Source organism: Hymenobacter sp. BT188, assembly GCF_014333585.1.
Taxonomy (GTDB): Bacteria; Bacteroidota; Bacteroidia; order Cytophagales; family Hymenobacteraceae; genus Hymenobacter.
In genome coordinates this window covers 87,339-113,382 of the sequence record NZ_JACSCW010000006.1, presented here as the reverse complement: position 1 = coordinate 113,382, position 26,044 = coordinate 87,339, and the positions used below count along the sequence as shown (strand labels likewise).

General features: G+C 54.2%; 22 protein-coding genes and 1 tRNA gene. 17 read left to right on the top strand and 6 right to left on the bottom strand.

Annotated features, from left to right (window positions below; genetic code table 11):
• Window positions 1-67: 67 nt before the first annotated feature.
• From H8B13_RS17350 to H8B13_RS17330, 5 genes are all read left to right on the top strand, one after another.
• Window positions 68-682, top strand: a complete 615-nt coding sequence (locus tag H8B13_RS17350; protein ID WP_187312084.1) for a TetR/AcrR family transcriptional regulator — start codon at window positions 68-70, stop codon at window positions 680-682.
• 33 nt (window positions 683-715) lie between these two features.
• Window positions 716-2,269, top strand: a complete 1,554-nt coding sequence (locus tag H8B13_RS17345; RefSeq protein WP_187312083.1) for a TolC family protein — start codon at window positions 716-718, stop codon at window positions 2,267-2,269.
• A gap of 106 nt (window positions 2,270-2,375) precedes the next feature.
• Window positions 2,376-3,503, top strand: a complete 1,128-nt coding sequence (locus H8B13_RS17340) for an efflux RND transporter periplasmic adaptor subunit (RefSeq protein WP_187312082.1) — start codon at window positions 2,376-2,378, stop codon at window positions 3,501-3,503.
• An 18-nt stretch (window positions 3,504-3,521) separates the two neighbouring features.
• Window positions 3,522-6,950: an efflux RND transporter permease subunit gene (locus H8B13_RS17335; RefSeq protein ID WP_187312081.1), complete on the top strand. Its 3,429-nt coding sequence runs from the start codon at window positions 3,522-3,524 to the stop codon at window positions 6,948-6,950.
• 107 nt (window positions 6,951-7,057) lie between these two features.
• A complete protein-coding gene (locus H8B13_RS17330; RefSeq protein ID WP_187312080.1) occupies window positions 7,058-7,330 on the top strand; it encodes an acyl carrier protein in 273 nt (90 codons plus the stop codon).
• 77 nt (window positions 7,331-7,407) lie between these two features.
• Here H8B13_RS17330 and H8B13_RS21710 read toward each other — a convergent pair whose 3' ends face one another.
• A complete protein-coding gene (locus tag H8B13_RS21710) occupies window positions 7,408-8,250 on the bottom strand; it encodes a DUF1232 domain-containing protein (RefSeq protein ID WP_410054438.1) in 843 nt (280 codons plus the stop codon).
• A gap of 172 nt (window positions 8,251-8,422) precedes the next feature.
• Complete coding sequence (locus tag H8B13_RS17320) at window positions 8,423-9,040, bottom strand: C40 family peptidase (protein WP_187312079.1); 618 nt, start codon at window positions 9,038-9,040, stop codon at window positions 8,423-8,425.
• 317 nt (window positions 9,041-9,357) lie between these two features.
• On the opposite strand from H8B13_RS17320, the gene H8B13_RS17315 reads away from it, so the two are divergent.
• Window positions 9,358-9,717 (top strand): hypothetical protein, encoded by a 360-nt coding sequence (locus tag H8B13_RS17315; protein WP_187312078.1) that lies wholly within the window; start codon window positions 9,358-9,360, stop codon window positions 9,715-9,717.
• 79 nt (window positions 9,718-9,796) lie between these two features.
• On the opposite strand, the gene H8B13_RS17310 is transcribed toward H8B13_RS17315, so the two are convergent.
• A complete protein-coding gene (locus tag H8B13_RS17310) occupies window positions 9,797-10,531 on the bottom strand; it encodes an SDR family NAD(P)-dependent oxidoreductase (RefSeq protein ID WP_187312077.1) in 735 nt (244 codons plus the stop codon).
• 261 nt (window positions 10,532-10,792) lie between these two features.
• Between H8B13_RS17310 and H8B13_RS17305 the strand changes: the two genes are divergently transcribed.
• From H8B13_RS17305 to H8B13_RS17290, 4 genes are all read left to right on the top strand, one after another.
• Window positions 10,793-11,569, top strand: coding sequence for a hypothetical protein (locus H8B13_RS17305; protein WP_187312076.1), 777 nt, complete (start codon window positions 10,793-10,795; stop codon window positions 11,567-11,569).
• Window positions 11,570-11,804: 235 nt separating this feature from the next.
• Window positions 11,805-12,359: a fasciclin domain-containing protein gene (locus H8B13_RS17300; RefSeq protein ID WP_187312075.1), complete on the top strand. Its 555-nt coding sequence runs from the start codon at window positions 11,805-11,807 to the stop codon at window positions 12,357-12,359.
• Between the two features lie 192 nt (window positions 12,360-12,551).
• Window positions 12,552-12,998 (top strand): Fur family transcriptional regulator, encoded by a 447-nt coding sequence (locus tag H8B13_RS17295; protein WP_187312074.1) that lies wholly within the window; start codon window positions 12,552-12,554, stop codon window positions 12,996-12,998.
• A 181-nt stretch (window positions 12,999-13,179) separates the two neighbouring features.
• The gene (locus H8B13_RS17290; RefSeq protein ID WP_187312073.1) at window positions 13,180-16,272 is read left to right on the top strand and encodes a PAS domain-containing protein; all 3,093 of its coding nucleotides are present in this window, start codon (window positions 13,180-13,182) and stop codon (window positions 16,270-16,272) included.
• Between the two features lie 95 nt (window positions 16,273-16,367).
• Here H8B13_RS17290 and H8B13_RS17285 read toward each other — a convergent pair.
• A tRNA-Thr gene (locus H8B13_RS17285) sits at window positions 16,368-16,440 on the bottom strand.
• A 189-nt stretch (window positions 16,441-16,629) separates the two neighbouring features.
• Between H8B13_RS17285 and H8B13_RS17280 the strand changes: the two genes are divergently transcribed.
• From H8B13_RS17280 to H8B13_RS17255, 6 genes are all read left to right on the top strand, one after another.
• Entirely contained in the window at window positions 16,630-17,082 is a 453-nt protein-coding gene (locus tag H8B13_RS17280) for a hypothetical protein (RefSeq protein WP_187312072.1), read from the top strand.
• A gap of 67 nt (window positions 17,083-17,149) precedes the next feature.
• Entirely contained in the window at window positions 17,150-17,917 is a 768-nt protein-coding gene (locus H8B13_RS17275; RefSeq protein ID WP_187312071.1) for an FkbM family methyltransferase, read from the top strand.
• A complete protein-coding gene (locus H8B13_RS17270) occupies window positions 17,914-18,204 on the top strand; it encodes a DUF4834 domain-containing protein (protein ID WP_187312070.1) in 291 nt (96 codons plus the stop codon). Before H8B13_RS17275 ends, H8B13_RS17270 begins: the two co-directional genes overlap by 4 nt.
• A 188-nt stretch (window positions 18,205-18,392) precedes the next feature.
• Window positions 18,393-20,948: a YfhO family protein gene (locus tag H8B13_RS17265; RefSeq protein ID WP_187312069.1), complete on the top strand. Its 2,556-nt coding sequence runs from the start codon at window positions 18,393-18,395 to the stop codon at window positions 20,946-20,948.
• Between the two features lie 50 nt (window positions 20,949-20,998).
• Entirely contained in the window at window positions 20,999-21,937 is a 939-nt protein-coding gene (locus H8B13_RS17260; RefSeq protein ID WP_187312068.1) for a 1-aminocyclopropane-1-carboxylate deaminase/D-cysteine desulfhydrase, read from the top strand.
• Window positions 21,938-22,077: 140 nt separating this feature from the next.
• The gene (locus H8B13_RS17255) at window positions 22,078-22,707 is read left to right on the top strand and encodes a DUF4230 domain-containing protein (protein ID WP_187312067.1); all 630 of its coding nucleotides are present in this window, start codon (window positions 22,078-22,080) and stop codon (window positions 22,705-22,707) included.
• A gap of 10 nt (window positions 22,708-22,717) precedes the next feature.
• On the opposite strand, the gene H8B13_RS17250 is transcribed toward H8B13_RS17255, so the two are convergent.
• Window positions 22,718-23,644 (bottom strand): hydrogen peroxide-inducible genes activator, encoded by a 927-nt coding sequence (locus H8B13_RS17250; protein ID WP_187312066.1) that lies wholly within the window; start codon window positions 23,642-23,644, stop codon window positions 22,718-22,720.
• A 153-nt stretch (window positions 23,645-23,797) separates the two neighbouring features.
• Between H8B13_RS17250 and H8B13_RS17245 the strand changes: the two genes are divergently transcribed.
• The gene (locus tag H8B13_RS17245; protein WP_187312065.1) at window positions 23,798-25,450 is read left to right on the top strand and encodes a catalase; all 1,653 of its coding nucleotides are present in this window, start codon (window positions 23,798-23,800) and stop codon (window positions 25,448-25,450) included.
• A gap of 65 nt (window positions 25,451-25,515) precedes the next feature.
• Here H8B13_RS17245 and H8B13_RS17240 read toward each other — a convergent pair whose 3' ends face one another.
• Complete coding sequence (locus H8B13_RS17240) at window positions 25,516-26,019, bottom strand: regulatory protein RecX (RefSeq protein WP_187312064.1); 504 nt, start codon at window positions 26,017-26,019, stop codon at window positions 25,516-25,518.
• Window positions 26,020-26,044 lie beyond the last annotated feature (25 nt).

Below are 26,044 nucleotides of genomic sequence, written 5' to 3'. Positions count from 1 at the left end.
GATTTCAAAAAATTAATGGAAACTTTGGATTCAATAAAAGTTTCCTGTGTATCTTTGTACCGGAATTATGGAAATCAAAGACCGCATCTTACTATCAGCTAAAGCGCTATTCATGCGCAACGGTATCAAGAGTGTATCGATGGACGACATTGCTACAAACTTGGCCATGTCGAAAAAGACGTTGTACAAATGGTTTGAGAATAAAGATCAGATCGTGCATGCTGTGATGGTTCACTTTCTGGCGCATGAAGAAGCTGACTGCGCCGGCATGGCAGCTAAGGCAGACAATGCGCTGGAAGAGTTGTTTCAGATGATGGAGTGGAGCAAGCACCTCATGACCAATATTCATCCCAGTATCTTCTACGACCTCCAGAAATATCATCCCCAAGCCTGGCAAGTGTGGGTCGATCACAAAAACCAATTTATCCTCGAAATGATTACCGACAACCTACGTCGTGGCATCAGCGAGGGCCTTTACCGCGCCGACCTTGATATAGCAGTGCTGTCCCGCCTTAGGTTAGCCCAAATAGAACTAGCCTTCAACGCTGAACTCTATCCACCCCGCCAGTTTGATCCAGGTCGAGTGCAAAGCATTTGCCTCGAGCACTTTATGATTGGGTCGGCCACGCTCCGGGGCCACAAGCTGATTAATGAGTACCGTCAGGTGACGGAACAGGAATAAGAACAACGATTCGCTTACTGCTTCCCGCTTTTTATGAAAAACACGTTTCGCCTTCTAATGCTCGCTGTGGTGCTGAGCTTTCTAGGGCTGCACCAATTACTCGCCCAAACGCCCTCCACGGGCCAGTCGCCGGCTTCTAGCGCGCCTATGACGCTGAGCTTACAGCAGGCCATCGACTATGCCTTGCAGAACAAGTCAACCCTCCAATCACAGCGCCTCAACGAGCAGATTGCGTCGGCGCGGGTGAATGAAGTAAAGGCCAGTGGCTTGCCTCAGATCAACATTGGGGGTGGCGTAACGGACAATTTCAAGCTTCAGCGCCAGCTCGTCGATTTTGGCGCTTTCGCAGGTGGAGCTGGCACTCTCAATGGTACCACCCTCACGCCCGATCAGTTGCGCAACGTGCAAAGCGGCCAGAGTGTAGTGTTGGAGCCCGCTTATACACAAGTGGAGTCGTCTGGTCCTCAGCCGCTTGCGTTTGGTTTACGCTATCAAGGAAATGCTGCGGTTAATGCTTCGCAGCCTCTGTTCAATGCTTCCGTTTTTCTGGGACTGAAAGCCGCTAAAGTGTATGAGAAGCTAGCGGTGCGCCAAAGCCAGCAAACGGAAATTGAGGTGGTGGAGCAGGTATCAAAAGCCTACTATAGCACCTTGGTGGCTAGTGAGCGGCTACAGCTGCTAGCCCGTAACGTGCAGCGCCTCGATACATTGCTCTACCAGACCGAGCAGACGTTTAAGGAAGGCTTTGTCGAAAAGCTGGACGTGCAGCGCCTGCAGGTGCAGCTCAATAACCTGCGCATTGAGCAGCAAAATGCCACCCGCCTGATTGATCTGAGTGTGGCCCTGCTTAAGTTTCAGATGGGCCTCGACCAGCGTCAGGCCGTCAACCTCACCGACCGCCTCGACGCGGCCGTGGTAGAGGCTGAGCGCAACCGCCTACAAAGCGCCGGCAACGAGTTCGACTATAGCCGCCGCATTGAATACCAAGTGCTGGAAACCCAGCGTGACCTGGCCGCGCTTGATGTGCGCAACCGCCGGGCAGGCTACCTGCCTTCGCTCAATCTCACCGCCAACTACGGTTTCATTGGCTCTGATCCGCGCCTGGGCGGGCTACTTGATTTTCGCGGACCCAATTCCAGAGCTACCACGCCCAGTGGGCGGCAAGTTCTGAATCAGAACTGGTTTGGCTTCGGCAACTACGGCTTGGCGTTGCAGATTCCGGTGTTCGATGGCTTCCGTAAGCGCGCCTCTATTCAGCAAGGTAAACTAGCACTGGAGCAAGTACAAAAGGGCTTCACCACTTTGCAGCAAGGCATCGACTTGGAGCGCCGTCAGAGCGAGACTAGTTTGCAAAACACGCTTGACGTGCTAGCCAATCAAAAGGCTAACCTTGAGCTAGCCACGGAAGTAGCGCGGGTAGCCAAGATTAAGTTTCAGGAGGGCGTAGGCTCCAACCTGGAGGTGATTACGGCTGAAACTGATTTGCGCCAAGCTCAGACCAACTATTACACTTCGCTTTATGATGCGCTGGTAGCTAAAGTCGATTTCGATAAGGCCGCTGGTACGCTATATCAAAGCACCAAATAATCATAGCTGCGACTGGGGGGCTTTTTGCTCCTGATAGGGCACAAAAAAGCCCCCCAGTCGCACCTTTTTTCATCCTTTCAGTTAGTTAGTGAACCGCTTCCCCTCCATGAAATACAGCATCACTCCCGCCATTCTTGCCCTAACGCTGCTAGCTGCCTGCGGGCAGAAGGACCCGCAGGCTGAGTTGGCCGCGCTGAAAAAAGAACAGGCCGAAAATCAGGCTAAGATTGCCGCTCTGGAAGCCAAAGCTGGTTCTACTGATACAGCTGCAACTGCCGCTGCCGCTCAGATTGTGCCCGTATCGGTGCTAAACGTGAAGCCCGCCGACTTTAAGAGCTACTTAGAGGTGCAGGGCCGCGTCGATTTCGATCAGAACGCTACCGTATCGGCCCGCTCCGGTGGTTCGCTTACCAGCTTGCGCGTACAGCGCGGCGACCGGGTTCGCAAAGGACAGGTGCTCGCCACCATCGACGCTGGTGTACTCGAATCCAACATTGCCGAGTTGCGCACCCGCTTGGACTTAGCTCGCGTGGTATATGAAAAGCAAAAGCGCCTCTGGGACCAGAAAATTGGAACCGAGATTCAGTTTTTGCAGGCTAAGAACAACTACGAAGCGCTGCAACGCAACCTGAGCACCCTCGGCCGTCAGCGCGAGCTGTACAACGTAACTGCTCCTTTCGCAGGCACTGCCGATGAAGTTCTGCCAAAGCTGGGCGAAGTAGTAGCACCAGGTACGCCGGTAGTGCGCCTCGTAAGTGGTACGGGGGGCAAAATTCTGGCCGACGTATCGGAAAGCTACTCCGGCAGCATTAAGGCCGGCGACAAGGCCGTAGTTGCTATCCCTGATCTGGGCAATCAGGAGTTCCCAGCTACCGTGCGCGTGGTTAGCAGTTCCATCAACCCTACGAGCCGCACTTTCACCACGGAGCTGCGCCTCGATAGCAAGTCGAAGCTACAGCTGCGCCCCAACATGGTAGCTACCGTGCGCATCCTGAACTACAACCGCCCGAACGCCACGGTAATTCCAGTTGACTTGGTGCAACGTGACGAGCAAAACAGTTATGTATATGTGGTGGAGCAAAAGGGCAACCAGCCGGTAGCTCGCAAGCGCGTCATCAAGACCGGTGCCACTTATAATGGCGAAGTAGAAGTAACCAGCGGCCTGAGCGCCAATGACAAAGTTATTTCAGCGGGCTATCAGAATATCAACGAAGGACAGGTTGTAAGCCTGTAAGAAGTTAGGAATTAAGCCATGCAGGACATCGAAAAAGAATTCAAGCCCACCAGTTGGTCTATTGATAATAAGACCAGCGTTTATATTATCACGCTGCTGCTATGCGTGGCTGGGGTATTTGCCTATATCAAGCTAGGCAAGGAGAAGTTTCCGGATATCGTGATTCCGCGCATCATTGTGGCCACGGTATACCCCGGTACTTCCCCCACCGACATCGAGAATCTGGTAACGCGCCAGCTCGAGAAGGAAATTAAGTCGGTGAATGGAGTGAAGAAAATCAACTCCACTTCCAACCAGGACTACGCCATCGTAGACGTGGAGTTCAGCTCCGACGTGGATGTGCAGTATGCCAAGCAGCTTATCAAGGATGCCGTCGATAAGGCGTCTTCGGAGTTGCCCAGCGACCTGCCCACGCCCCCCACGGTGCAGGAGGTAAACCTCTCCGAGCTGCCTATCATGAACATCAACCTGGCAGGTAATCTGTCGGTGATTCAGTTGAAGAAGTTCGCCGATGACTTCCAGGATAAGATTGAGGCGCTGCCCGAAATCACCCGGGTAGATATCGTAGGTGCCTTGGAGCAGCAGGTAAACGTAGACGTAGACCTGAATAAGCTCCGCGCTTCTCGCTTGGGCTTCACGGACATTCAGCGGGCTATTGCCGGCGAAAACATCACCATCTCAGGTGGTTCTATTGATGTGGGCAACCAGAAGCGCGCCGTGCGTGTGGCTGGTCAGTATGTCCGCGCCGCCGACATTGCTGATATTCAGATCAAAAACCTGAATGGCTCTGCTGTTCGCCTCGGCGACATTGCTACGGTAGAAGACGCCTTCAAGGAGCGCGAAAGCTACGCCCGCCTCGATGGCAAGCCTGCTATTACGCTGAACGTGGTAAAGCGTCAGGGTGAAAACCTGATTGATGCCTCCGACAAGATTAAGCAGATCATCGACGACTCGAAGAAGACGCTGCCCAAGGAACTGGACATCACCGTAACCGGCGACACGTCTAACGACACCCGCGTAACCCTGCACGACCTGATCAATACCATTATCATCGGCTTCCTTTTGGTAACGTTGATTCTGATGTTCTTCATGGGCACCACCAACGCCCTATTCGTAGGCTTGTCGGTGCCACTTTCCATGTTCCTGGCCTTCGTGCTGCTACCGACGTTCGACTTTTCGCTGAACATGATTGTGCTGTTCGCCTTCCTGCTCGCGCTGGGCATTGTGGTGGACGACGCTATTGTGGTTATCGAAAACACGCACCGCTTGCTGCACGAGCACCCCGAGATGACGACCAAGCAGGCGGCTAAGTATGCAGCTGGTGAAGTATTCGTGCCCGTATTGGCCGGTACGCTGACCACGGTGGCGCCCTTTGTGCCGCTGCTGTTCTGGCCGGGCATTGTGGGTAGCTTCATGTTCTACCTACCCGTTACACTCATCCTGACGCTGATGGCTTCTCTTATTGTAGCCTTCATCATGAACCCGGTGTTTGCCGTGTCGTTCATGGAGCGCGAAGACCACCATAACGCCGAGCGGCCGAAGCTGGATAAGAACTTCCTGATCGGAATGGGCGTGTTGCTGCTTATAGCTCTGATAGGGTATTTGATGGGTTCGCCTTTTGTGGGCAACCTAATGATTACGGTTATCGTGCTGTGCTTCCTGAACAAGTTCGTGTTCGTGCACATGATTGCGGGCTTCCAGACCAAGATTCTGCCCCGCTTCCAGAATGGCTACGCGAGCGTCGTGACGTGGGCGCTTCGCCACCCGGCGCTGATAATGGGTAGCATGGTGGTGCTATTCATCGGCTCTTTCTTTGCCGTGGCCGCCCGCCAGCCTAAGGTTGACTTCTTCCCGAAAGGTGATCCTAAGTTCGTGTACACCTACCTGAAAATGCCAGTAGGCACGCGGGTAGAGGTAACTGACTCGGTAGCCCGCGAGTTGGAGAAGCGCATCTACGGCGTCATCGGCCGTAATAACCCTGACGTGGAATCGGTTATCTCGAACGTCGCTATTGGTGCCGGCGACCCCGGTGAAGCTACGGCTACGGGCGTGTCGCAGTCGCACCTGGCCAAAGTTGGTGTAGCGTTCAAGGAGTTGAGTGAGCGGACTGGTCCGGCCACTTCTACCTATATGGACAAGATTCGGGAAGTGGTGAAAGGCATTCCGGGAACTGAGGTTTCGGTAGACCAGGAGGCCAGCGGCCCGCCTACCGGCAAGCCTATTGCTATTGAAGTATCCGGCGACGATTATCCGGAGCTTGCCAAGCTGTCGAAGAAGGTAATTAGCTACCTCGACTCCACCAATATTGGTGGTATCGAAGATCTGCGCTCCAACCTGGAAGACCGCAACCCGGAAATTGCCGTGAACATCGACCGGGTACGGGCCAACCGCGAAGGCATCAGCACCGCCCAGATTGGTATGGAAGTGCGGACGGCCATTTACGGCTACGAAGCCAGCAAATTCAAAACCGCTGACGACGATTATCCGATTCAGGTGCGCTACGCCAAGCCTTACCGCGAAGACGTGAACGCCATTCTGAACTCGCCGCTCACTTTCCGCGATGCTACCGGTCAGATCCGTCAGGTGCCGATTTCTTCGGTGGCTGAGGTGAAGTACGGCACTACGTATGGCGGCATTAAGCGCAAAGACGTGAAGCGAGTGATTACTATCTCGTCGAACGTACTCAACGGTTTCACTGGCCCCGATGTGGTGCGCGAGATTGAAACGGCGTTGAAAGCTTTCCCAACTCCGGCTGGCTATACCATTAAGATGGGTGGTGCGCAGGAAGATCAGAAAGAGACCAGCGACTTCCTTGGCATAGCTGCCGTCGGTGCGTTGGCCCTCATCTTTATTATTCTGGTGACGCAGTTTAACTCGGTAAGCAAGCCGATCATCATCCTGACGGAGGTAATCTTCTCCATCATTGGGGTAATGCTGGGCTTGGCCATCACGGGCATGAACGTGAGTATTGTAATGACCGGTGTAGGAATTATTGCCTTGGCGGGTATCGTGGTGAAAAATGGTATTCTCTTGGTCGAATTTACGGATATGCTTCGCTCTCAAGGCATGCCGCTGCGACAGGCCATCGTGTTGGCGGGGCGGACGCGTCTGAATCCGGTGATTTTGACTGCCACCGCAGCCATTCTAGGACTTATCCCATTAGCAATTGGCTTGAATATTGATTTCTATGAGATGTTCAACTCGTTTGAGCCGCACTTCTTCATCGGAGGCGAGTCAGTTGTGTTCTGGGGCCCACTAGCTTGGACGATTATTTTCGGTCTTAGCTTTGCAACCATTATTACCCTGGTAGTAGTCCCTGTAATGTATTTGATCAACGAACGGCTCCGTGCTAAGATTACCGGAAACGACCCTGATGCCCCTGTAACGCCCCCCGCCGACGCGGAAGAAATTCGCGCCACTCGCCCACCTGTTTTAGCTGAAGCTTAAACTTTAGACACAAGAAATGAGAAGTGAGACGTTATACTAGCCGCCCTGGTAAACTAAATCTCATTTCTCAGGTCTTACAGTCCCCTTGTCTGTATTCTTCCCTTAATATGATTTCCTCATCTACCTCTGTCCCTTCTACCATCGAGCAGCAAGTGCTGCGCATCATCAGCAAGCGTAAAGCTATTAAGCCCACGCGCCTGCGTATCGGCAGCAACCTAAGTCGTGAGCTTGGCTTCGACACGGTTGATGTAGTAGACATTATTCTTGAGCTCGAGCGCAGCTTCAAAATCACTATTCCCGATGAAGTGCCTTTGAGCACCGTGGGCGACTTTGTAAGCTACGTAGCCTCTCACACACCCAAAATTCGGCAGGTGGCTTAGGCAGAGAGTTTTATTAAGAACATAAAAAAGCCCCCCAGCCTGAGCTGGGGGGCTTTTTTGCCTTTTAAGAATTGCGTCTAGCGTACATTGCCGCCGGTGTCGTTCGAGCTATCGTTGCGAGTGCGGCTGCCGTCGGTGTTGTAGGTATCATCGGCGTGAGGCCGCACATCGGTTTTAGGTTCTGTGTCGTTTGGGCCCGTCAGGCTGGGATTGGGGTTGCTGCTATCGGGCGAAGAAATGCCTGAATCGGTGTTTGACTGTGAGTGGCTGGAACCCGCGGCTGGGTGGTTCAAATCAACGGTGCCCATGCGCTTCGCCGACTCCGGTGCTTCCACGCCCCGATCCAGCGTATGGTCGGGAGACTTCTGGGGGGCATTTTGCGGCTTCGGACCCGCTTCGGCCGTGGTGCCGTCACTTGAGGTCAAAGATACGGCCGCGCCGGAAGGGCTATCTACCGGACCGCTGGTGCTGGCCATTGCACTGCTGGTGTTAACCACAGTCGGCCGCGAGTGCTCCCACGCTACGAAGTGGTCCATTTCTTCTTTCAGTTTGGTAGTGAACCAAGCCAGCAGGGCCACGTCATCGAGCAAGCCAATCACCGGAATAAAGTCCGGAATCAGGTCAATGGGGCTCAGGAAGTAGATGAGCACAGCCACCGCCGCCACGATAGTAGGTGTAGGCACGCCCGTGTACTCACCCGATACGGACGTGCGTACCAACCGGAAAAGCACTTGCAAGCTTTCCCAAGCCTCGTGAGCAAGCGTACCTAAGTCGTTTTTCTCGCTGGCTTTCTGGTAAGCATCATTCAGAAGCTGTTTGATGCGCAGGGGCTTTTTCAGATATTCTTCAGCCTTGCCAAGGAAAGTTTTGAAGAGGGGAGAGGAGGCGATATTCTCGCCTTTGGGGTTCGGAGTATTCATAGAAAAGCGAAGTTGAGAGTGAATTGCTGCCAATCCGCATTGGGCTGGCGCTTGCCTGTTCTATACTGTAACTGCTCAAAATGGTTTTGGCTCAGCAGCTCAACAGTAAGCCACAAAAAAAGCCCCGTTCCGAAGAGCAGGGCTTAATGTAGGGAATACGGGTGGCGGCCAGTTAATTGGTTTCAACGCGACCAGCCGCATAGAAGTTTCGATTATAATAGCCTTGTTGTAAGGAGCTTATCGTTACGCCTCTACTGGTAGCTGAGTGGGCAAATTTGCCATCTTTGAGATAAATACCAACATGGTAAATAGGCTGGCCGGGCCCGCGACGGAAGAATACCAAGTCGCCTTCCTCCATCTCAGTCTTGCTGATGCGCTTCACGTTCTGAAACATGGAGCGCGAGCTGCGCTGAAGGGTAATGCCGTAAACTTCTTGAAAAACGCGGCTTACAAAGCCGGAGCAATCGGTGCCGCGGCGGGTACTGCTGCCGTAGCGGTAAGGGGTGCCGAGCCAATCGGTGACGGTGCGAAGCAGGGCTTTGTTCTCGTCGAAATCGAGCTTCAAACCGAGAGTCTGTGCGTAGTAGTTATAGGCAAGCGAATCGCGGGAACTAGCCGCGGTGTAGTCGTCCGCAGGCGGCACCGGCATATCCGGTGTCCAGGAGGGGAAAAGAGAGGCTTCGGCTAAGACTGGGGCCGAAGCGGTAGTATCGTCAGCAGGGGTGCGGTCGTAAAAGAAGGAAAGCGTGAGCGAGGCAGCGGCGAGGCAATAGAGAAGGCTATGTTTCATTGTCCGTCGTAGGGGGGCAAAATCAATTTTCGGGCGTAGCCGCAAGCGGCGAAAGGGTGGGTCGTATGAGCGAAAAACCGGACTGTTTGTCCAGGAAAAAAAGTGATAAAAAAGCGGTTGTATGGGGGCCAAAACCGACCGTTTGTAGCGAGCCCCATAGGTTAAAGCTAAGCCATAAAAATTTGGGCATCCAAGTTTTACCCCCTAATTGGGTAAATAAACTTCTAATAGTATAAATTTATAAGGGTAAAATTATAGCTGAACCATGGCTAAAAGCTCAACGTTTGGCGTATACTACGCCGCCCAAATAACCACCCATGAAGCCGCCCCGAATTATTGAGAATTCGCCCTTCGCCCGCATTGCCCGCATCGTTCTGAAATCGCGGAGTGTGGCTATGGTTTTGGGCAACAGTATTCACCTCAGCGGAACTACCCGCGAGCAGTTTTTGCAGGATCCTTATTGGGTAGCCCACGAGATGTGCCACATCCGACAGTTTCAGGAGTACGGCATCGCGACTTTCTTGTGGAGGTACTTAGTTGAGTCGGCGCGGGTAGGCTACTTCAACAATAAGTTTGAGGCCGAAGCCCGCCTCGCCGGTCGCCTTGATGCCCACCTTTACGCTGGCAACAAACCTCTGCCCGACCCGGAGCAGATGCACAAGGGCGCCCGTGGATAGGTATGTAGTATATAAATAGCGGCTGGGGGCTTTTTCCTGAATGCGTGATAGCTTAAAAATTACCACGCTCTGCTACACGCTATAGCGCGGCAAGTCGGCCGCCGTCTACTACTAAGGTGGTGCCGTTGATAAAGCTGGACTCGGCGGCGGCCAGAAAGCAGATGGCGGCGGCCAGTTCTTCGGGGCTCCCTACCTGGCCGGTTATCTTCTCGCGGCCACTTTTTACGTTGGGGTTATCCCAGAGCATAGGAGTATCTACGGCGCCGGGCGCCACGGCATTGATGCGGGTTTGGGTATGCGCAATTTCTTGGCTGAGGCCGCGCACAAAGGCTTCTATAGCGCCTTTGCTGGTAGCATAAGGCACTACGTTGGCCGTAGTTTGGTGGGCATGCACGGAACTGACTGCCACAATGCTACCGTGCTTCATGTGGGGCAAACAGAGCTGGCAGAGACGAAACAGGGCCCGCATATTTACATTCATGAGCGTATCCCATTCTTTGGGGGGCAAATCTACCAAGGGTACGTAGGTCATTTCGGCGGCATTGTTAATCAGCACATCTACTCGGTGCCAACGTGCCAGGGTCTTGCGAACAGCCGCTTGCAGGTGCGCATCCTTGCCCACATCGGCCCGCACGAAAAGGGCTTCGCCACCAGCCGCTTTTATTTGACGCACTACCTCGCGGCCCTCCTCGGCGTTGCGCCCCAGCACTACCACACAGCCGCCCTCGCGCCCTAGCTGCACGGCTACCGCACGTCCGATACCGGACGTAGCGCCGGTAACGATACAGACTTTATTCTCGAACCGTTTTGACATATACACTGAGCTGGAGGGCTTTTTTGACAAGAGAAAATAAAAAAGAGGTTGGCCGCCTTTCGCGAAGGAAAAGCGACAACATCTCATAATTGTTCAGCTTAGATGCGCTCTAACTTACTGACGACTACGAATGAAGGCCGAGGCCCGACTGCCGGAAAAAGTATACCTTATTCGCAACCCGGCTTCAAGGAAATACGATATAGACCTAGTGTGACCTGCCGGTCGCACGTAATTATTCGTTCTATTACCCTCACCACTACTATGGAAAACAAGCCAAATCAACCCAACCCCGGATCTACTCCCTCTTCCACTGGCGCAAACGCTGGTGCTTCTTCCCAGAAATCTACTTCGACTCCAGGCTCAGCTACCAAAGCATCGGGTGCTGCGGGCTCGGCTAGCACTGCTAGTGGCAGTTCGGGTGACCAGAACCGTCAGAACGACAGCAGCAATCAGGACCAAAACCGCGAGCAAGGCGGAGCCAGTGGAGCTGTCAAAAACTGGGTCGATCAGTTGGGCTTAAATGACACGCTCAACCAGCTTCCCCAGTCGGTAAAAGACCTCAGCAGCAAGGCTACCAGCCAATTCGGTAAGCTGACTACTACGCAGCAAATTGTAGGTGGCGCGCTGCTTATTGGTGGCCTAAGCTGGCTGGCGTTGCGCTCCAAGAGCAGCGACAAAAGCTACAAGTCTTATAAAGGCAAGAGCGGCAAAAAAGACAAGTCTGGTTACCGCGGTAACGTAAGCTCAGAGTCAGGTAAGTACGGCTCCACTGGTAGCTATGGCTCCAGCAGCTACGGTTCAGGCGGCAGCTATGGTTCAGGTAGCAGCTATGGCTCCGACTCCGACAAATCGAAGTCGGGTTACCGTCCGGCCCCAAGCAGCGGCTCCGGCAATAGCGGCAGCAGCTACCGCTCGGGTAGCAGCAGTGGTAGCGACTATGGCTCCTCTTCTGGCAGCCAGTCGGGCAATCAATCCGGCTACCGCGGCGGCATGGGCAGCAGCTCATCCAGCTCGTCCGACTACGATAGCAGCCTCTAAGGTCTAAGTAAAAAGCCCCCCGGGCACAAAAAAGCCAGACGCTCTCACGTCTGGCTTTTTTTGTGCCCGGGGGGCTTTTATTCGAATATTATAATGTGATGTAGCTTGTATTTCCAACGGAGGATTAAAAGGAAAATGCTGATGGTGAAGACATTAAAACAAATTAATCTCAACCATTCAGCTGGTCCGTGGTTGTACAATCACTTCCCGCATTTTTAACTACTAGTCTTCATCTATGAAAAAGAAACAAATCATCCTTGCAATTGCTCTCTTGGGTATTACTGGCGCTGCCACGGCCCAAACAATGACGCCTGCTCCGGCGGCCACTACTGCTGCAACGGCTACAACGTCTACTTCTACTAACAAAGACTTAGCCGGCAGTGCCGCTCTCTCAACGGAGCATACTACTTTATTAACCGCCTTGAAAGCTGCCGGCCTAGCCGAACAGGCGAAAGCAAAAGGTCCGTTTACTGTATTTGCTCCCGATAATGCAGCCTTCGCTAAGCTGCCAGCCGGCACGGTAGACAACCTGCTCAAGCCCGCCAATAAAAAGCAGCTTACCAAGATTCTGACCTACCATGTAGTACCGGGCAACGTGATGGCCGCTGATTTGAAGGATGGTCAGACCATCAAAACTGTGCAGGGCGAGTCGCTGACTGTGAGCCTAGAGGGCGGCACCGTCACGATTCGTGATGCCAAAGGCGGTTCGGCTACCGTAACCACCCCCGATATCAAAGCCACCAACGGTACCGTACATTCCATCGATGCCGTCTTGATGCCCGCCAAGTAGGCATTCTGTATAGAAAGTAAAAAGGGTCTGCTTCTATAAAGCAGGCCCTTTTTTAGTGTTTCTGGCGCATGAGTAGCCGTTGTGCAATCTGTGTAAAGGGCTCTGAAATGTTAGTTGGTTGTATTTTTACAATTCACTAGCCGAACGAAACTGCCGGTATTAGCGCTTATTCGTTTACGTTTCCGAATTCTTATGTCCGCTGCCGATTCTGCTACCGCCCTGCTTGCCCAACATGGATTGCGCCAAACGCCCGTGCGTCAGGCTGTGTTGCGGGCGTTCCTGGCAAAAACCTACGCCCAGTCTAGCCATGATCTGGAGCAAAGCCTGGACTCCAACACCGATCGCATCACCTTGTATCGAACCCTCAAAACCTTTGAGGAAAAAGGGCTGATTCATCGCGTTATCGACAACACCGATATTCTGCGCTATGCACTTTGCTCGCGCGAATGTGCCCGCCACGCGCATACCGATGATCATGTGCACTTCAAGTGCTCGGCCTGTCAGCATACCTATTGCCTCAACCAAGTGGCTATTCCGGCTGTGGCGCTGCCGGGGGGCTTTCAGGCAGCATCGCGCGAGTATCTGATGACGGGAGTTTGTCAGCAGTGCCAGCCAAGGAGCGCTGTAGCTGTTTGCTAATAAGTTAAAAAAGCCCCAGTGCCAAAACACTACCTTGGTAGAAGCATTTCTACAGGGTGTGCTGGTTAACTCATCTGGGGTGATGCACTCCGCCGCATTGCTTGATCAGTTTTCCTGCGTACAGCGCTATTTATCAGGGTATTGCTCTATCTATAAAGCTTAGAACCTTTCAGTATTTGCTATGCCCGATCCGCCTGTGCCGTTAACCGCCTTAGCCGACCCCAGCGACCTGCTTCACACGCTACTGGATATATCCCTGACGGCTGTCAATCTGCTTTCCCCAGTATATAAAGCGGGCAGCGATGAAATTATAGATTTTACTATTGATTATATCAATCCGGCCGGTCAGCGCATGGTGGGTCCGCTCGAACAGCCCTACGGTACCATAAAGGAGCGCTTCCCCGCTTCGCTACCCAACGGGGTATTTGCTTTCTACCAACAGGTATTTGCAAGCGGCAAACCCGACCAGTATAAGCTGAACTACCAGGCCGACGGGCTCGATAATTATTTTCAGCTGGCCGCCCAGCGCAGTGGTGAGCTGTTGGTAGTAAGCTTTACCGATACCGCCGATCAGGACCGGAGCGCTGTGGAGCTGGCCTTGCGCGAAAGTCAGATTAAGGAGCGGGAGGGGCTGGCCCGCATCGAAACACAGCGCCAGCAGCTGGATACGCTGTTTAGCCAGGCGCCGGCCTGTATTGCCCGACTCTCAGGTCCCACGTACGTTTTTACTGTTGCCAATCCGCTCTACCATCAGCTTTTCGGGGGGCGGCAGTTGGTAGGCAAAACCATCCGGGAAGCCTTGCCCGAGCTGGAAAGTGAGCCATTTTTTGGTTTGCTCGATGAAGTATACCGTACGGGCGAGACATTTTACGGCAACGAAATCCCTATTCATTTCTCCCAAGCCGATTACGAAGGCCCCAATCCGCGCTATTTCAACTTTATCAACCAAGCCACCCACGATGCCACAGGCACCATTGATGGCATTCTGGTTTTTGCCTACGAGGTGAGCGAGCTGGTGCAGACGCGCCGGCAGATGGAACAGGATGAAGCGACGTTGCAGGTGCTGAACCAGCAACTGGCAGCTACTAATCTGGAATTGGTGGCCGCCACCCAGCAAGCGGAAGTGGCCCGGGCCGAAACCGAGCTTGAGCGCGAGCAGCTACGCAATATTTTTATGCAGGCACCGGCCATGATCTGCATATTCGAAGGCCCTGACCATCGATTTCGCCTCGTTAATCCTTATTATCAGCAACTGGTAGGCGAGCGTCCGTTGGTAGGCCGGGGTATCCGCGAGGCAATGCCGGAGCTGGCCGGGCAACCGATCTTTGGCTTGCTCGACAAGGTGTATCGTACCGGGGAAACATTCTACGCGCAGGAAATGCTGGTGCAGCTCGACCATGCCAACACGGGCACCAATGAGCTGGGAGAGAACTTCTACAACTTTATTTACCAGGCTACCCGCGATCTGGCCGGCCAGATTAACGGCATCCTCGTGTTTGCTTACGAGGTTACAGCGCAGGTAAAAGCTCGCCAGCAGGTAGAGCGAAGCCGCCAGCAGGTGCAGATCCTGAACGAGAAACTGGCGACTGCGAATGAAGAGCTTCAGGCCGCAAATGAGGAATTTCTGGTCAACAATGCTGAGCTATTCCGGGCCCAACACCAGCTTGAACAGCTCAATAAGGAGCTGGAAGGTCGGGTACAAAGGCGCACGAACGAATTGCAGCGTGCTCAGGCTGAAACGGAGCGGCAGCGCCTGCACTTGGAGCGGCTGTTTATGCAAGCTCCCGCCGCTATTTGCATCCTGAGCGGCCCTGATCTGGTATTTGAACTGGTTAACCCCAGTTACCAGCAACTATTTCCTAACCGTCGACTATTAGGCCGGTCCATTTATGAAGCACTATCAGAAATAGCGAATAATCGGGTGGCCGAAACGTTTCGTTGCATATACGAATTAGGAGGCACGCACGAGGAACAAGCCTTGCTCATTCCTTTCGCACGGCCTGATGATGGCGTATTGGAAGACCGATACTTCAATTTTATCCAACAAGCTCGCTACAATGAGCGCGGCGAGGTGGATGGCGTGCTGGTGTTTGCCTTTGAGGTAACAGAGCAGGTGGAAGCCCGCAAAGCCAGTGAGGCCAGCACTCAGCAGCTGCGCCTCGTGACCGATGCTCTTCCTGTACTTATTGGCTACTTAGATCGGGAAGAAAAGTACCAGTTTACCAATAAGGCCTATAAAGCCTGGTTTAATCAGCCTGCCGAAGCCTTACTGGGCAGGGCCGTACGAGATGTAGTGGGAGATAAGGCCTACCAAGGCATAAAAGGCTATATCGAGCGGGCACTGGCTGGAGAACGGCTGGATTTTGAGGCCAAAATGCCGTACCGGGAGAATTTTGTCAAGCATATTCGGACCAGCTACGTGCCCGATATTCAGGACGGTAGCGTGGTCGGATTCTACACCATGGTCACTGACATCACGGAGTCGGTGGAGGCGCGCCAGGTAATAGAAGAGGGCAGACAGCAGGCGCAGGCAATGGCTCAAGAGTTGGCTACGACCAACCTAGAACTGAGCAGCATCAACGACCAACTCCGACGCACGAACGTGGACCTGGACAACTTCATTTATACTGCCTCGCACGACCTGAAAGCGCCGATTACCAATATTGAGGGCCTGCTGCACGCGCTGCAACAACAATTGCCCCCCAGCAGTCAGGAGGGCGACGTAAGCTTTATTCTGTCGATGATGCATGGAGCGGTAGATCGTTTCAAAACCACTATCGACCACCTGACCGATGTTTCGAAGCTGCAAAAGGAGCACGATCAGCCCGCTACAACCGTCGATTTAGCTGAAGTTATCGAGGGCGTACGCCTCGATCTGGTGCCTCTAATGGCGCAAGCGCAGGCGCATCTGGAAGTAGATGTAGATATGTGTCCTACGCTTTCCTTCTCGAAGAAAAACCTGCGCTCAGTAGTCTATAATCTGTTGAGCAATGCCTTCAAATACCGCCACTCCGACCGCCCGGCTCAAGTGCGCATTAGCTGCCATACGGAGGCTGAATATGATGTTCTGAAAGTGCAGGACAATGGCCTAGGCCTCGACCTAACCCGTGAACGCCAACTGTTTGCCATGTTTCAGCGCTACCACACCCACGTAGAGGGCTCTGGCATTGGGCTATATATGGTCAAGAAGATAATTGAGAATGCGGGGGGCAAAATTGAGGCAGAAAGTGAAGTAGGCATCGGCTCTGCCTTTTCCGTGTACTTCCGGCGCTGATTTCTTGAGAATCTCTTTAGCGTTGCGCTGCCAAAAAACATGACAAAAAAGCCCCCCAAGGCGCATCAGCGACTTTGGGGGGCTTTTTTACGAAGAGCCTCTTATTGGACTCGAACCAACGACCTGCTCATTACGAATGAGCTGCTCTACCAGCTGAGCTAAAGAGGCGTCTGCTGAACACTAGCTGCTCAGGCCAACAAAGATAGGCAGGCGCCGGAAACTAGCGCAATGCCGGGGGGCTTTTTTCTAACCTCAGCCGCTACCCAGAGCCGGGCAACGTGCCGCAGCGCTTATGCGTTTGGAAAAAGCGTCCGGCCGCAATAGCTGAGCTTAACTTTATTTTGAACCTCCTGCCACATGAAATATGCTACTGTAATACGCGCCTTGAGCAACGGCCTCGCGGGCGCCGCAGTGCTGACGGCTGTGCACGAAACCGCCCGTCATCTTATCCCCGAAACTGCCCCGCGTATGGACGTGCTGGGTATGCGCGGCCTGCGCAAGCTACTGGGCAAGGCAAATGCCCCCCAGCCCGACCACGACACCCTGTTCAACCTGACCATGGCCGGCGACCTACTTTCCAACGGCTTGTACTACAGCTTGGTAGGAACTGGCAAAAATGCCTGGCAACGCGGCATTGTGCTCGGCTTGGCGGCTGGCATAGGTGGCGTGGTGCTACCCGGCCCAATGGGCCTGGGCGAAGCTCCCAGCAACCGCACCCCACAAACCAAGCTGATGACGGTAGCTTGGTACCTGATCGGTGGGCTGGCGGCGGCGGGCGCAGCGTGGGCAACACGCAAGCACCGAAAGTAGCTGTTGGGCCTAGCAATGCTGATGGTAGTGCGACCACGTAACCGGACGTGCTACCTTTGCCGCTGCTATGGTAAAACAGCTTCGCAAATTATTGGTCCAGGCCCTCGGCTTCGAGCGCTATATCCGCTTCGTGAGCCGCGTGTATTTGGGGTTGGTGAGCGTGGGCTGGGGTAAAGCGAAGTATCCCGAGCTGTTTTTTCTGGAAAAGATCATTCGGCCCGGTTTCGTGTGCCTGGATATTGGCGCTAACCTGGGCTATTACTCCGTGGCGTTGTCGCGTTTGGTAGGAGCGAAGGGGCAGGTGTTGGCCGTAGAGCCCATCCCGGATTTCCAAAAAATCTGGCGCGACAATGTGCGCCTGAGTGGCCACAACAACCTGACACTGCTGCCTTACGCGCTTGGGGGGCAAAATACGACTGTGCAGATGGGTACGCCAGAGCGCGACGGTCTGCTTCACCACGGCATGACCAAGGTGGCGGCCTCCAACCCCAACGAAACCTACGCCCGCACCTACGAGGTACCCATGCGCGTGCCCGATGAACTGCTGGCCGATCTGCCACGCCTGGATTTTGTAAAGTGCGATGTAGAAGGCTTCGAGCACGAAGTGTTTCGCCACCTGCAAGCCACGTTGCGTCGTTTTCGGCCCCTTATTCAAACCGAATTGAATGGCCTGGAGAATCGGCAGGCCGTTGTTAATTTGCTGGCGGAGCTGGGCTATAAACCATTTATGCTTTCGCCGCGTTCTGAACTTGTAGCCTGCTCGGCTGAGCAGCTCAGCAGCGCCGTCACGGCCGATTTTTACTTTCAACCCGTTTCCCCGCCTTCCCGCCCATGACCAAGTTCCTCCTCACCCTGCTCATCATTTCGCTGCTCGTGCGCTTCGTGCTGCCCGTGGTGCTGCGTTTGGTGGTGGGCATGTTCATCAAAAAGCAAGTTCGTCGCTACGGGCAGCAGTTTGGCCAGGCGCCGCCTTTCGGACAAGCTTCGCCCTTCGGACCGCCGCCCGGCCCCGCGCCGGCTCCCGGCCAGGTGCGCGTAGAGTATGTGCCGCCCCAGCCCAAAGCCCGCCCAGATACCAAGTTCAACGGCGGTGATTACGTGGAATACGAGGAAGTAAAATAAGCTCTCATCAGAAATGCCCCCCAGCCGCCCGGTTTCTAAACCATGCGCTTGGGGGGCATTTCTGTGCCCGCTAAAATCGTTCGGCCGAGACGGCGCACTTCCTGGAATAAAATAAACGACCTACCTTCGGCGTGCTTTGCCGGGCCCTGGGGGGCTTTTTGGCCGTTAATCGACTCTTCTTTTCGCTGATGACTACTGTTTCTCCCGTTGCCGTGCCCTTGTGGCGGCGGATGCTGCCTCACCTGCTGGCTGTGTTGTTTTTTCTAGCGCTGGTTTTCGTTTACTTTTCGCCCTTGGTGCTGGATGACCAAACGCTCGCCCAGCACGACATTGTGCAGTTCAGAGGCGGCTCGCAGGAAGCGGCCACTTATCGGGCCGAAACCGGCAAGGAAGCCCTCTGGACCAACTCCATGTTCTCCGGGATGCCTACTTACCTCATCAGCACCCGCTTCCCCGGCGACTTATCCACGTATCTGCACCAGGTTTTTACCCTGAATCTGCCGGCGGTAGTGGCCAACCTGTTTCTGGCGCTGCTCTGCGGCTATATCCTGTTTATAACGTTGGGGGTGCGGCCTTTGGTGGCGGTAGTTGGCGCTATTGCGTTGGGCTTTACCAGCTATAACCTCGTTATTCTGGCCGCTGGGCACAATACCAAGTCATTGTCTATTGCCTATGCGCCGCTGGTGCTAGCAGGTCTGCTGGTCACATTTCGACGCAATCGCTGGCTCGGCGCGGCCTTGTTTGCTCTGGGCCTGACCATGAATGTGCGCTCCAATCACCTTCAAATCACCTATTACCTGCTGTTGCTGGTGTTGGTGTTCGGCATTGTAGAATTGATTTATGCCTTCCGCGAAAAGCGTTTACCCGACTTTCTCGGTCGGACGGCCCTGTTAGGTGCCGCCGCCTTATTAGCTGTTGGGGTCAGCTTCGGTCGCCTGTATGTAACGGCCGAATATGGTAAATACTCCATTCGCGGCCGCTCCGAACTCACTGCGCCTTCACCTGGCGCCTCAGCCGTGGCCGCTTCTGATGATGCTCCCAGCGGCTCCGGCCTCGACCGTGACTACGCTTTTAATTGGAGCTATGGGGTAGGTGAGACCATTACCTTGCTCGTTCCCAATTACTTCGGGGGCGCCAGCCAAGGGGCGCTAAGCGAAAGCTCGGCCACTGGCAAAGCCCTCACCCAACTCGGCGTACCACCTGTTCAACTCCGCGATTATCTAAGCCAACTTCCCCTCTATTGGGGCGACCAACCAAGCACCAGCGGCCCCGTGTATGTAGGCGCGGTGGTCTGCATGCTGTTTGTGCTGGGATTGTTTGTGGCTGACCGTCGCTTGCGCACCTGGCTTTTGATCGGTACCATTCTGTCCATTGTGCTGGCTTGGGGTAAGAACTTTGAGACGTTTAACAACCTCATGTTCGATTACTTCCCCGGCTACAATAAGTTCCGGTCGGTGAGTATGGCATTGGTAATTGCCCAACTGGCTATGCCTTTGCTGGCTGTACTGGCCTTGGCCCGCGTGCTGCGCGCCCACCGCACAACCTCGGCACCAGTAGCTGGCCAACCCGCCCTCACGCTTCCCGCCGCCGACTCAGCCGAAACATCTGACCTCAAGCGCAAGCTGCTTTATGCCGTTGCTGGCACGGCAGGTTTGTGCATCCTGGCTTGGCTACTCAGCTTAGGTGCTGATTATGCGTCTCCTATCGATGCGCAATTGCAGCAAAGCGGCTTTCCGCTCGATGCCATTCGTGAAGACCGCGCTAGCCTGCTCCGCGCCGACGTGTTGCGCTCGTTGTTCTTTATTCTGGCTGCGGGGGGCGTTTTATATTTCTTTTTGCAACGCAAGCTTTCCGCTACGGCCGCTGCCGCAGTTATGGCTGGGCTCACCCTCGTCGACCTCTGGGCGGTTGATAAGCGCTACCTCAACGATTCCAACTTTCAGCGTGAAACCGTGACGCAGCAGTTCGTGCCAACTCCTCAGGACCAGCAGATTCTGCAGGATAAGGACCTGAGCTACCGTGTGCTGAATCTGAACAACCCGTTCAACGAAGCCAACACCTCTTACTTCCACAAGAGCATCGGTGGCTACCACGGCGCTAAGCTACGCCGCTACCAGGATCTGATTGAGCGCCAGATTTCGCAGAATAACACGCAGGTGCTCAATATGCTGAATACCCGTTATCTAATTACGCCGCCCAACCCGCAAACCAATCAGCCCTCCCAGGTACAGCGCAATCCGGCTGCGTTGGGGAACGCGTGGTTTGTAAGCGAAATTCAGAAAGTGCAGAGCCCTGACCAGGAAATAGCGGCCCTCAGCAACTTCAATCCTGCTACCACGGCTGTCGTTGATACCTCGAAATTCCCAGTTTCAAAAACTTCTTACAACGCCGCCGGCTCCACCATCCGTCTGACCAACTATTCGCCGGACGCGCTGAAATATCAAGCCAATGCTGCTCAGGACGGCTTCGTTGTCTTCTCCGAAATCTACTACAAGGACGGTTGGAACGCCTACATCGATGGTAAGCTGGTGCCGCACATTCGGGCCAACTATGTGCTACGTGCCATGCCCGTGCCAGCAGGTCAGCATACCATTGAGTTCAAATTTGCGCCTCAGTCCTACGCTATCGGCAATACCGTGTCGCTGGTGTCGTCCATCATCCTGATTTTGGGTTTGATAGGTGTGGCTTTTTATATCTGGAAAAAGCGGCCGGTGCTGGCTGATCAGGATTTGGTGGCCGCGTAATCCCTGCCAAAGAATCTCGCAGCTAAGCTCCGGCTGGGTGTAATTGCCGTATGACAACACCAATTCCGCTGGTTCTCCAAGAGCTGAACGAGCCTGCCGCACACCGTCGCGGCATTCGGTTAATCTTGCTGCGTGATGATTTAACGCACTCCGAACTGCCGGGAAATAAGTGGCGCAAGCTCAAGTACAACTTGCTTGAAGCGCGCGCCCAAGGCCACCACACATTGCTCACCTTCGGGGGGGCTTTTTCCAACCATCTGGCGGCAGTAGCGGCTGCGGGACGGTTGTATGACTTCCGCACAATCGGCATAGTGCGGGGCGAGCCAACAAGCCCGCTGAATCCTACGCTCACCCAGGCCGCAGCTAACGGCATGACCCTGCGCTACCTCGCCCGCGACACGTACCAACGGAAGCAGGAACCAGCATTTCAGGCCGAACTACTTCAACAAACGGGCTCAGCTTATATACTGCCCGAGGGCGGTACAAATGAGCTTGCTCTCCGCGGTTGCGCCGAATTAGTGACAGAGCTGAGCGCCCAAACTTCTTTTGATACGCTGTGTGTAGCCTGCGGCACTGGCGGCACGCTGGGGGGCTTTTTAACAGCGCTGAAGCCTCAGCAGCAAGCCGTCGGTATAGCCGCGCTGAAGAATGGCGGTTTTCTGCAAGATGATATCTACGCGTTAGCAACGGCCGCCGGGCAAATAATTACGGCTCCATGGTCAGTCCAAACGCACTATCATTTTGGTGGCTACGCTAGATTCTCGCCCGAGCTGATGACGTTTATTCAGCAGTTTCAGCAGCGCCATGAGGTGTTGCTCGATCCTTTGTACACGGGGAAGCTCCTGTATGGCATCCTGGATTTGCTACAGCAGGATTATTTCGCCGCAGGTAGCACCGTGGTAGCCGTGCATACGGGTGGTTTACAAGCCTGGGCTGGGTTTCGGGCCCGATTCGAAAGGCGCAGTGCCTGGTGGCCAGAAGTAGCTTAACTAAGGAGGAAGCAGCTTTTAGTAGGATGAATTAAAAGCAAGCAAATATTTGTTACGGCTCAACAGTGCCACATAGGAGTCGGCAACGTATTCAGACTAGCTATTACCCTTGTCCACCGCCCACTATTTTCCCTTCCTGAATGATCCGCTTACTCCGCCGCTTATTACCGTTGTTGTTTTTGGTGGGGTTAGGCTGGTTTTTGTGGGAAAAAGTGCAGCCCACACTGGCTGAGCTGCAAAACCCATTGCGGCCCACTCCGCAAATCACCGTGACCCATAACACGGTGCTAACCAAGGTGGAAAGCCTGGGTCGCATGGAGCTGGTGCGCTTTCGCTTCAAGGATGTGGTGGAATACCACAAAAGCACCTACCGCTTTCTGCCCGATTCCAAAGTAGCTATTATCGTAGCTGGTGAGGCAGTTGGCTGCCTTGACATGACCAAAGTGCGCGCCCAGGATGTGGTGTTTGAGGGCGACTCTATTATAAGAGTGGCGTTACCCGCGCCTGAGCTGTGCACCTGGCGCGTCGACCATAGCCAAAGCAAAGTATACAGCACCGAAAACTCGTTTTTTCAGGATGCCGAACTCATCGATGAAGGGTACCGCTATGCCGAGCGCAACGTGCGCCAAACAGCGCTCCAGTCGGGTATCCTGCCCCAGACCACGCAAAATGCAGAGAAGATTCTGCGCCCCATGCTCGAAATCATGACGGGCCGCCGTGTGGTACTGACCCAGCAAATGGCCCCACCGCAGCGGCCGGCGAAGCGCTAGGGGGCTTTTTTTACTGCCATTTTATTTTCTGCGTAGCCCAGCCTGCGTGCAGCCGCTCGGGCACCTGCTCCAGAATCAGCTGGCGCAAATTGGTGAGCAGTTGGGTGCGCACGAAGCCATGATGCACCACTAGGCTTACTTCGCGCACCGGTTCAGGATCCTCGAAGCGTTTCACCATAGGGTTCTCCTCGGCCTCTTCCAGTACCGACAATTCGGGTACCAGTGTATAGCCATGGTTGCGGCGCACCAATTCTTTTAAGGTCTCAATGGAGCCACTTTCGTAGCTATAGGTGTGCACGCCAGTCGGCGGCGCGCAGATAGTGAGCACCTGATTGCGGAAGCAATGGCCTTGCTGCAGCAGCCACAAACCGGGCCCCGAAAGATCGGAGGGGCGTAGGGTGGCGTGCGCATACAGCGGGTGCGAGGCCGATACATATCCCAAAAACGGCTCTTCCAGCAGTGGCACTTCGCGGAGCTGCGCATCGTCGAGGGGAGTGATAAGTAGCCCTATATCAAGCTGGTGCGCTTTGAGCTGGCGCACCAATTCTTCGGACTGTAGTTCCTCCACGCGTACCCGCAACTGAGGGTGACGTTCGGCCAATGGCACTAAAAACAAGGGCACCAGATAGGGCGCCAGCGTGGGAATAATGCCGAGCCGCACTTCACCAATTAGCTCTCCCTTTTCCACCTCTACCACTTCGCGCAGTAGCTGTACCTCGCGGATCACATGGCGTGCCTGCTGTATTACTTTAACGCCTACAGCAGTTGGCTCCAAGCGTTTTTTCTTGCGATCAAAGAGCAGCACGCCCAACTCATCCTCTAGTTTTTGGAGTTGCATACTAAGGGCCGGTTGTGTTACGTGGCAGCTATTGGCGGCGCCTACAAACTGCCGGTGCGTATCGAGAGCGATAAGATATTCTAGCTGTTGAAGATTCACGATGCGAAGTTAAACTATAAGCGTTGCTGATACTGTTATCAAAACAAATGATTTGATTTATACTTGCACTGACACCATCTTTGGTGGAAATTATATAAGATTGTCTTCCAACGGTTCTCGTATAAGTAACCAATCACCTAACAAAAGCTTACTATGGACCAAGATCAGAATCCCACGTCCGGCAACGGTACGGGTACGGCCGTAACCGGGGCTGGCACTTCGCACGATACGCGTACGGCGGCCGGCGAAAATGCGCAGACCCTCACCACCCGTCAGGGGCATCCACTCACAAACAACCAGAATACGCGCACCGTGGGCAGCCGTGGCCCCGCTACGCTGGAGAACTATCAGTTCATCGAAAAAATCAGCCACTTCGACCGGGAGCGAGTTCCGGAGCGCGTGGTGCACGCCCGTGGTGCCGGTGCCCACGGCGTATTCGAAGCCTACGGCAAAGTAGGCGACGAGCCAATTGAGAAGTATACCCGCGCTAAGCTATTCAATACTAAGGGTAAAGAGACGCCGGTATTTGTGCGCTTCTCCACGGTAGGCCATGGCGGACACTCGCCTGAAACCCTGCGTGACCCGCGTGGCTTCGCAGTGAAATTCTATACCGAAGACGGTAACTGGGACTTGGTAGGCAACAACCTGAAGGTGTTCTTTATCCGCGATGCGATGAAGTTCCCGGATTTGATTCACTCCCAGAAGCCTGATCCGGTGCACAACCGTCAGACCGGGGAGCGCATTTTCGACTTCATTAGCAACACGCCGGAAGCCATGCATATGGTGAGCTTCCTATTTTCGCCTTGGGGTATCCCAGCCAACTATCGTCAGATGCAGGGCTCAGGCGTAAACACCTATAAGTGGGTAAATCAAGCCGGCGAAGCTGTACTGGTGAAATACCACTGGGAGCCTCTTCAGGGCATTAAAAACCTGACGCAAGCCGAAGCAGAAGCCATTCAGGCCAAAAACTTTAACCACGCCACCCAGGACCTGTTTGATAATATCAAGAACGGCAACTTCCCGCAGTGGGAACTGCGTGTGCAGATCATGAGCGACGACGAGCATCCGGAGCTAGACTTCGATCCGCTCGACGATACCAAGATCTGGCCCGAAGATCAGTTCCCCCACTTGCCCGTGGGAAAGATGACGCTCAACAAAAACCCCGAGAATTATTTCGCGGAGGTGGAGCAGGTAGCCTTTGGTACCGGTGTGCTGGTAGATGGACTGGACTTCTCCGATGATAAAATGTTGCAGGGCCGTACGTTCTCGTACTCCGATACGCAGCGCTACCGCGTGGGTACCAACTATTTGCAGCTGCCCATCAACGCGCCCAAGAAGCACGTAGCTACAAATCAGCGTGATGGTCAGATGGCTTATCACGTCGATTCGGCGCCTGGCCAGAACCTGCACGTCAACTATGAGCCTTCCTCGCTGAACGGCCTGAAAGAAGCTCCCCGCTCGGCTCCCGACCACACGCCGGAGTACACGGGCCGCCTGATTCGTCAGACCATTGACCGTCAGAACAACTTCAAGCAAGCCGGTGAGCGGTACCGTCTGCACGAAGATTGGGAGCGCAACGATCTGATCAGCAATATGGTAGGCGCTCTGAGCGATGCCAATGAGGTGATCCAGAAAAAGATGATCGAGTTGTGCACCAACTGCGACCCGGATTGGGGCAATCGTCTGGCCGAAGGGCTGAAGCAAACCGCTAGCGGCGCCCAAGGTGCCACGCAGGCTAACGAAAGCAAAAGCGCTGAAGCCGTGGCACAAGCCGAAGAAATGGCTCACGACGCACGGCCATATTAATAGCAGATAGTCGTAAAAAAGCCCCCCAGACTTAGTCTGGGGGGCTTTTTGCTTTGTGAATACTGCTATTCGTCTTCGTCGTCGGTCTTTTCCTTACCCAGATCCTCTAGGGCCATCTTAATTAGGTCGGACTCGTAGCCTTTGCTGGTCATGAAAAGCTGGAGCTTTTGGCGGCGGATGCGCGGGTTCTTTTCCTTTTCCTGCCGGTCCTTCTTTTCCAGCACATCCACTAGATTTTGGTAGTACTCATCGCCGTCTATCTCCTTCATGCCTTCCTTGATGCAGTACTCTGAGATGCCCTTGAACTTGAGGTCTTGCAGAATGCGGCGGCGACCCCACTTTTTGAGCCGGTATTTGCCCCGCACAAAGCTTTTGGCGTAGCGCTCTTCATCCAGCAACTTCTCCCGGCTCAGCCGAATAATGATTTCGCCAGCTTCATCCTCTGTAAGGCCATAGCTACGTAGCTTTTCCTCGGTTTCCTTGAACGTGCGTTCTTGGTAGGTGCAGAAAGCGGCTATTTTCTGAAGCGCTTCAGGCGGTGTATAAAACTTCTTAGCGGGCTGCTGCATGCGTTGGAAATGGAAGTTGGTAACC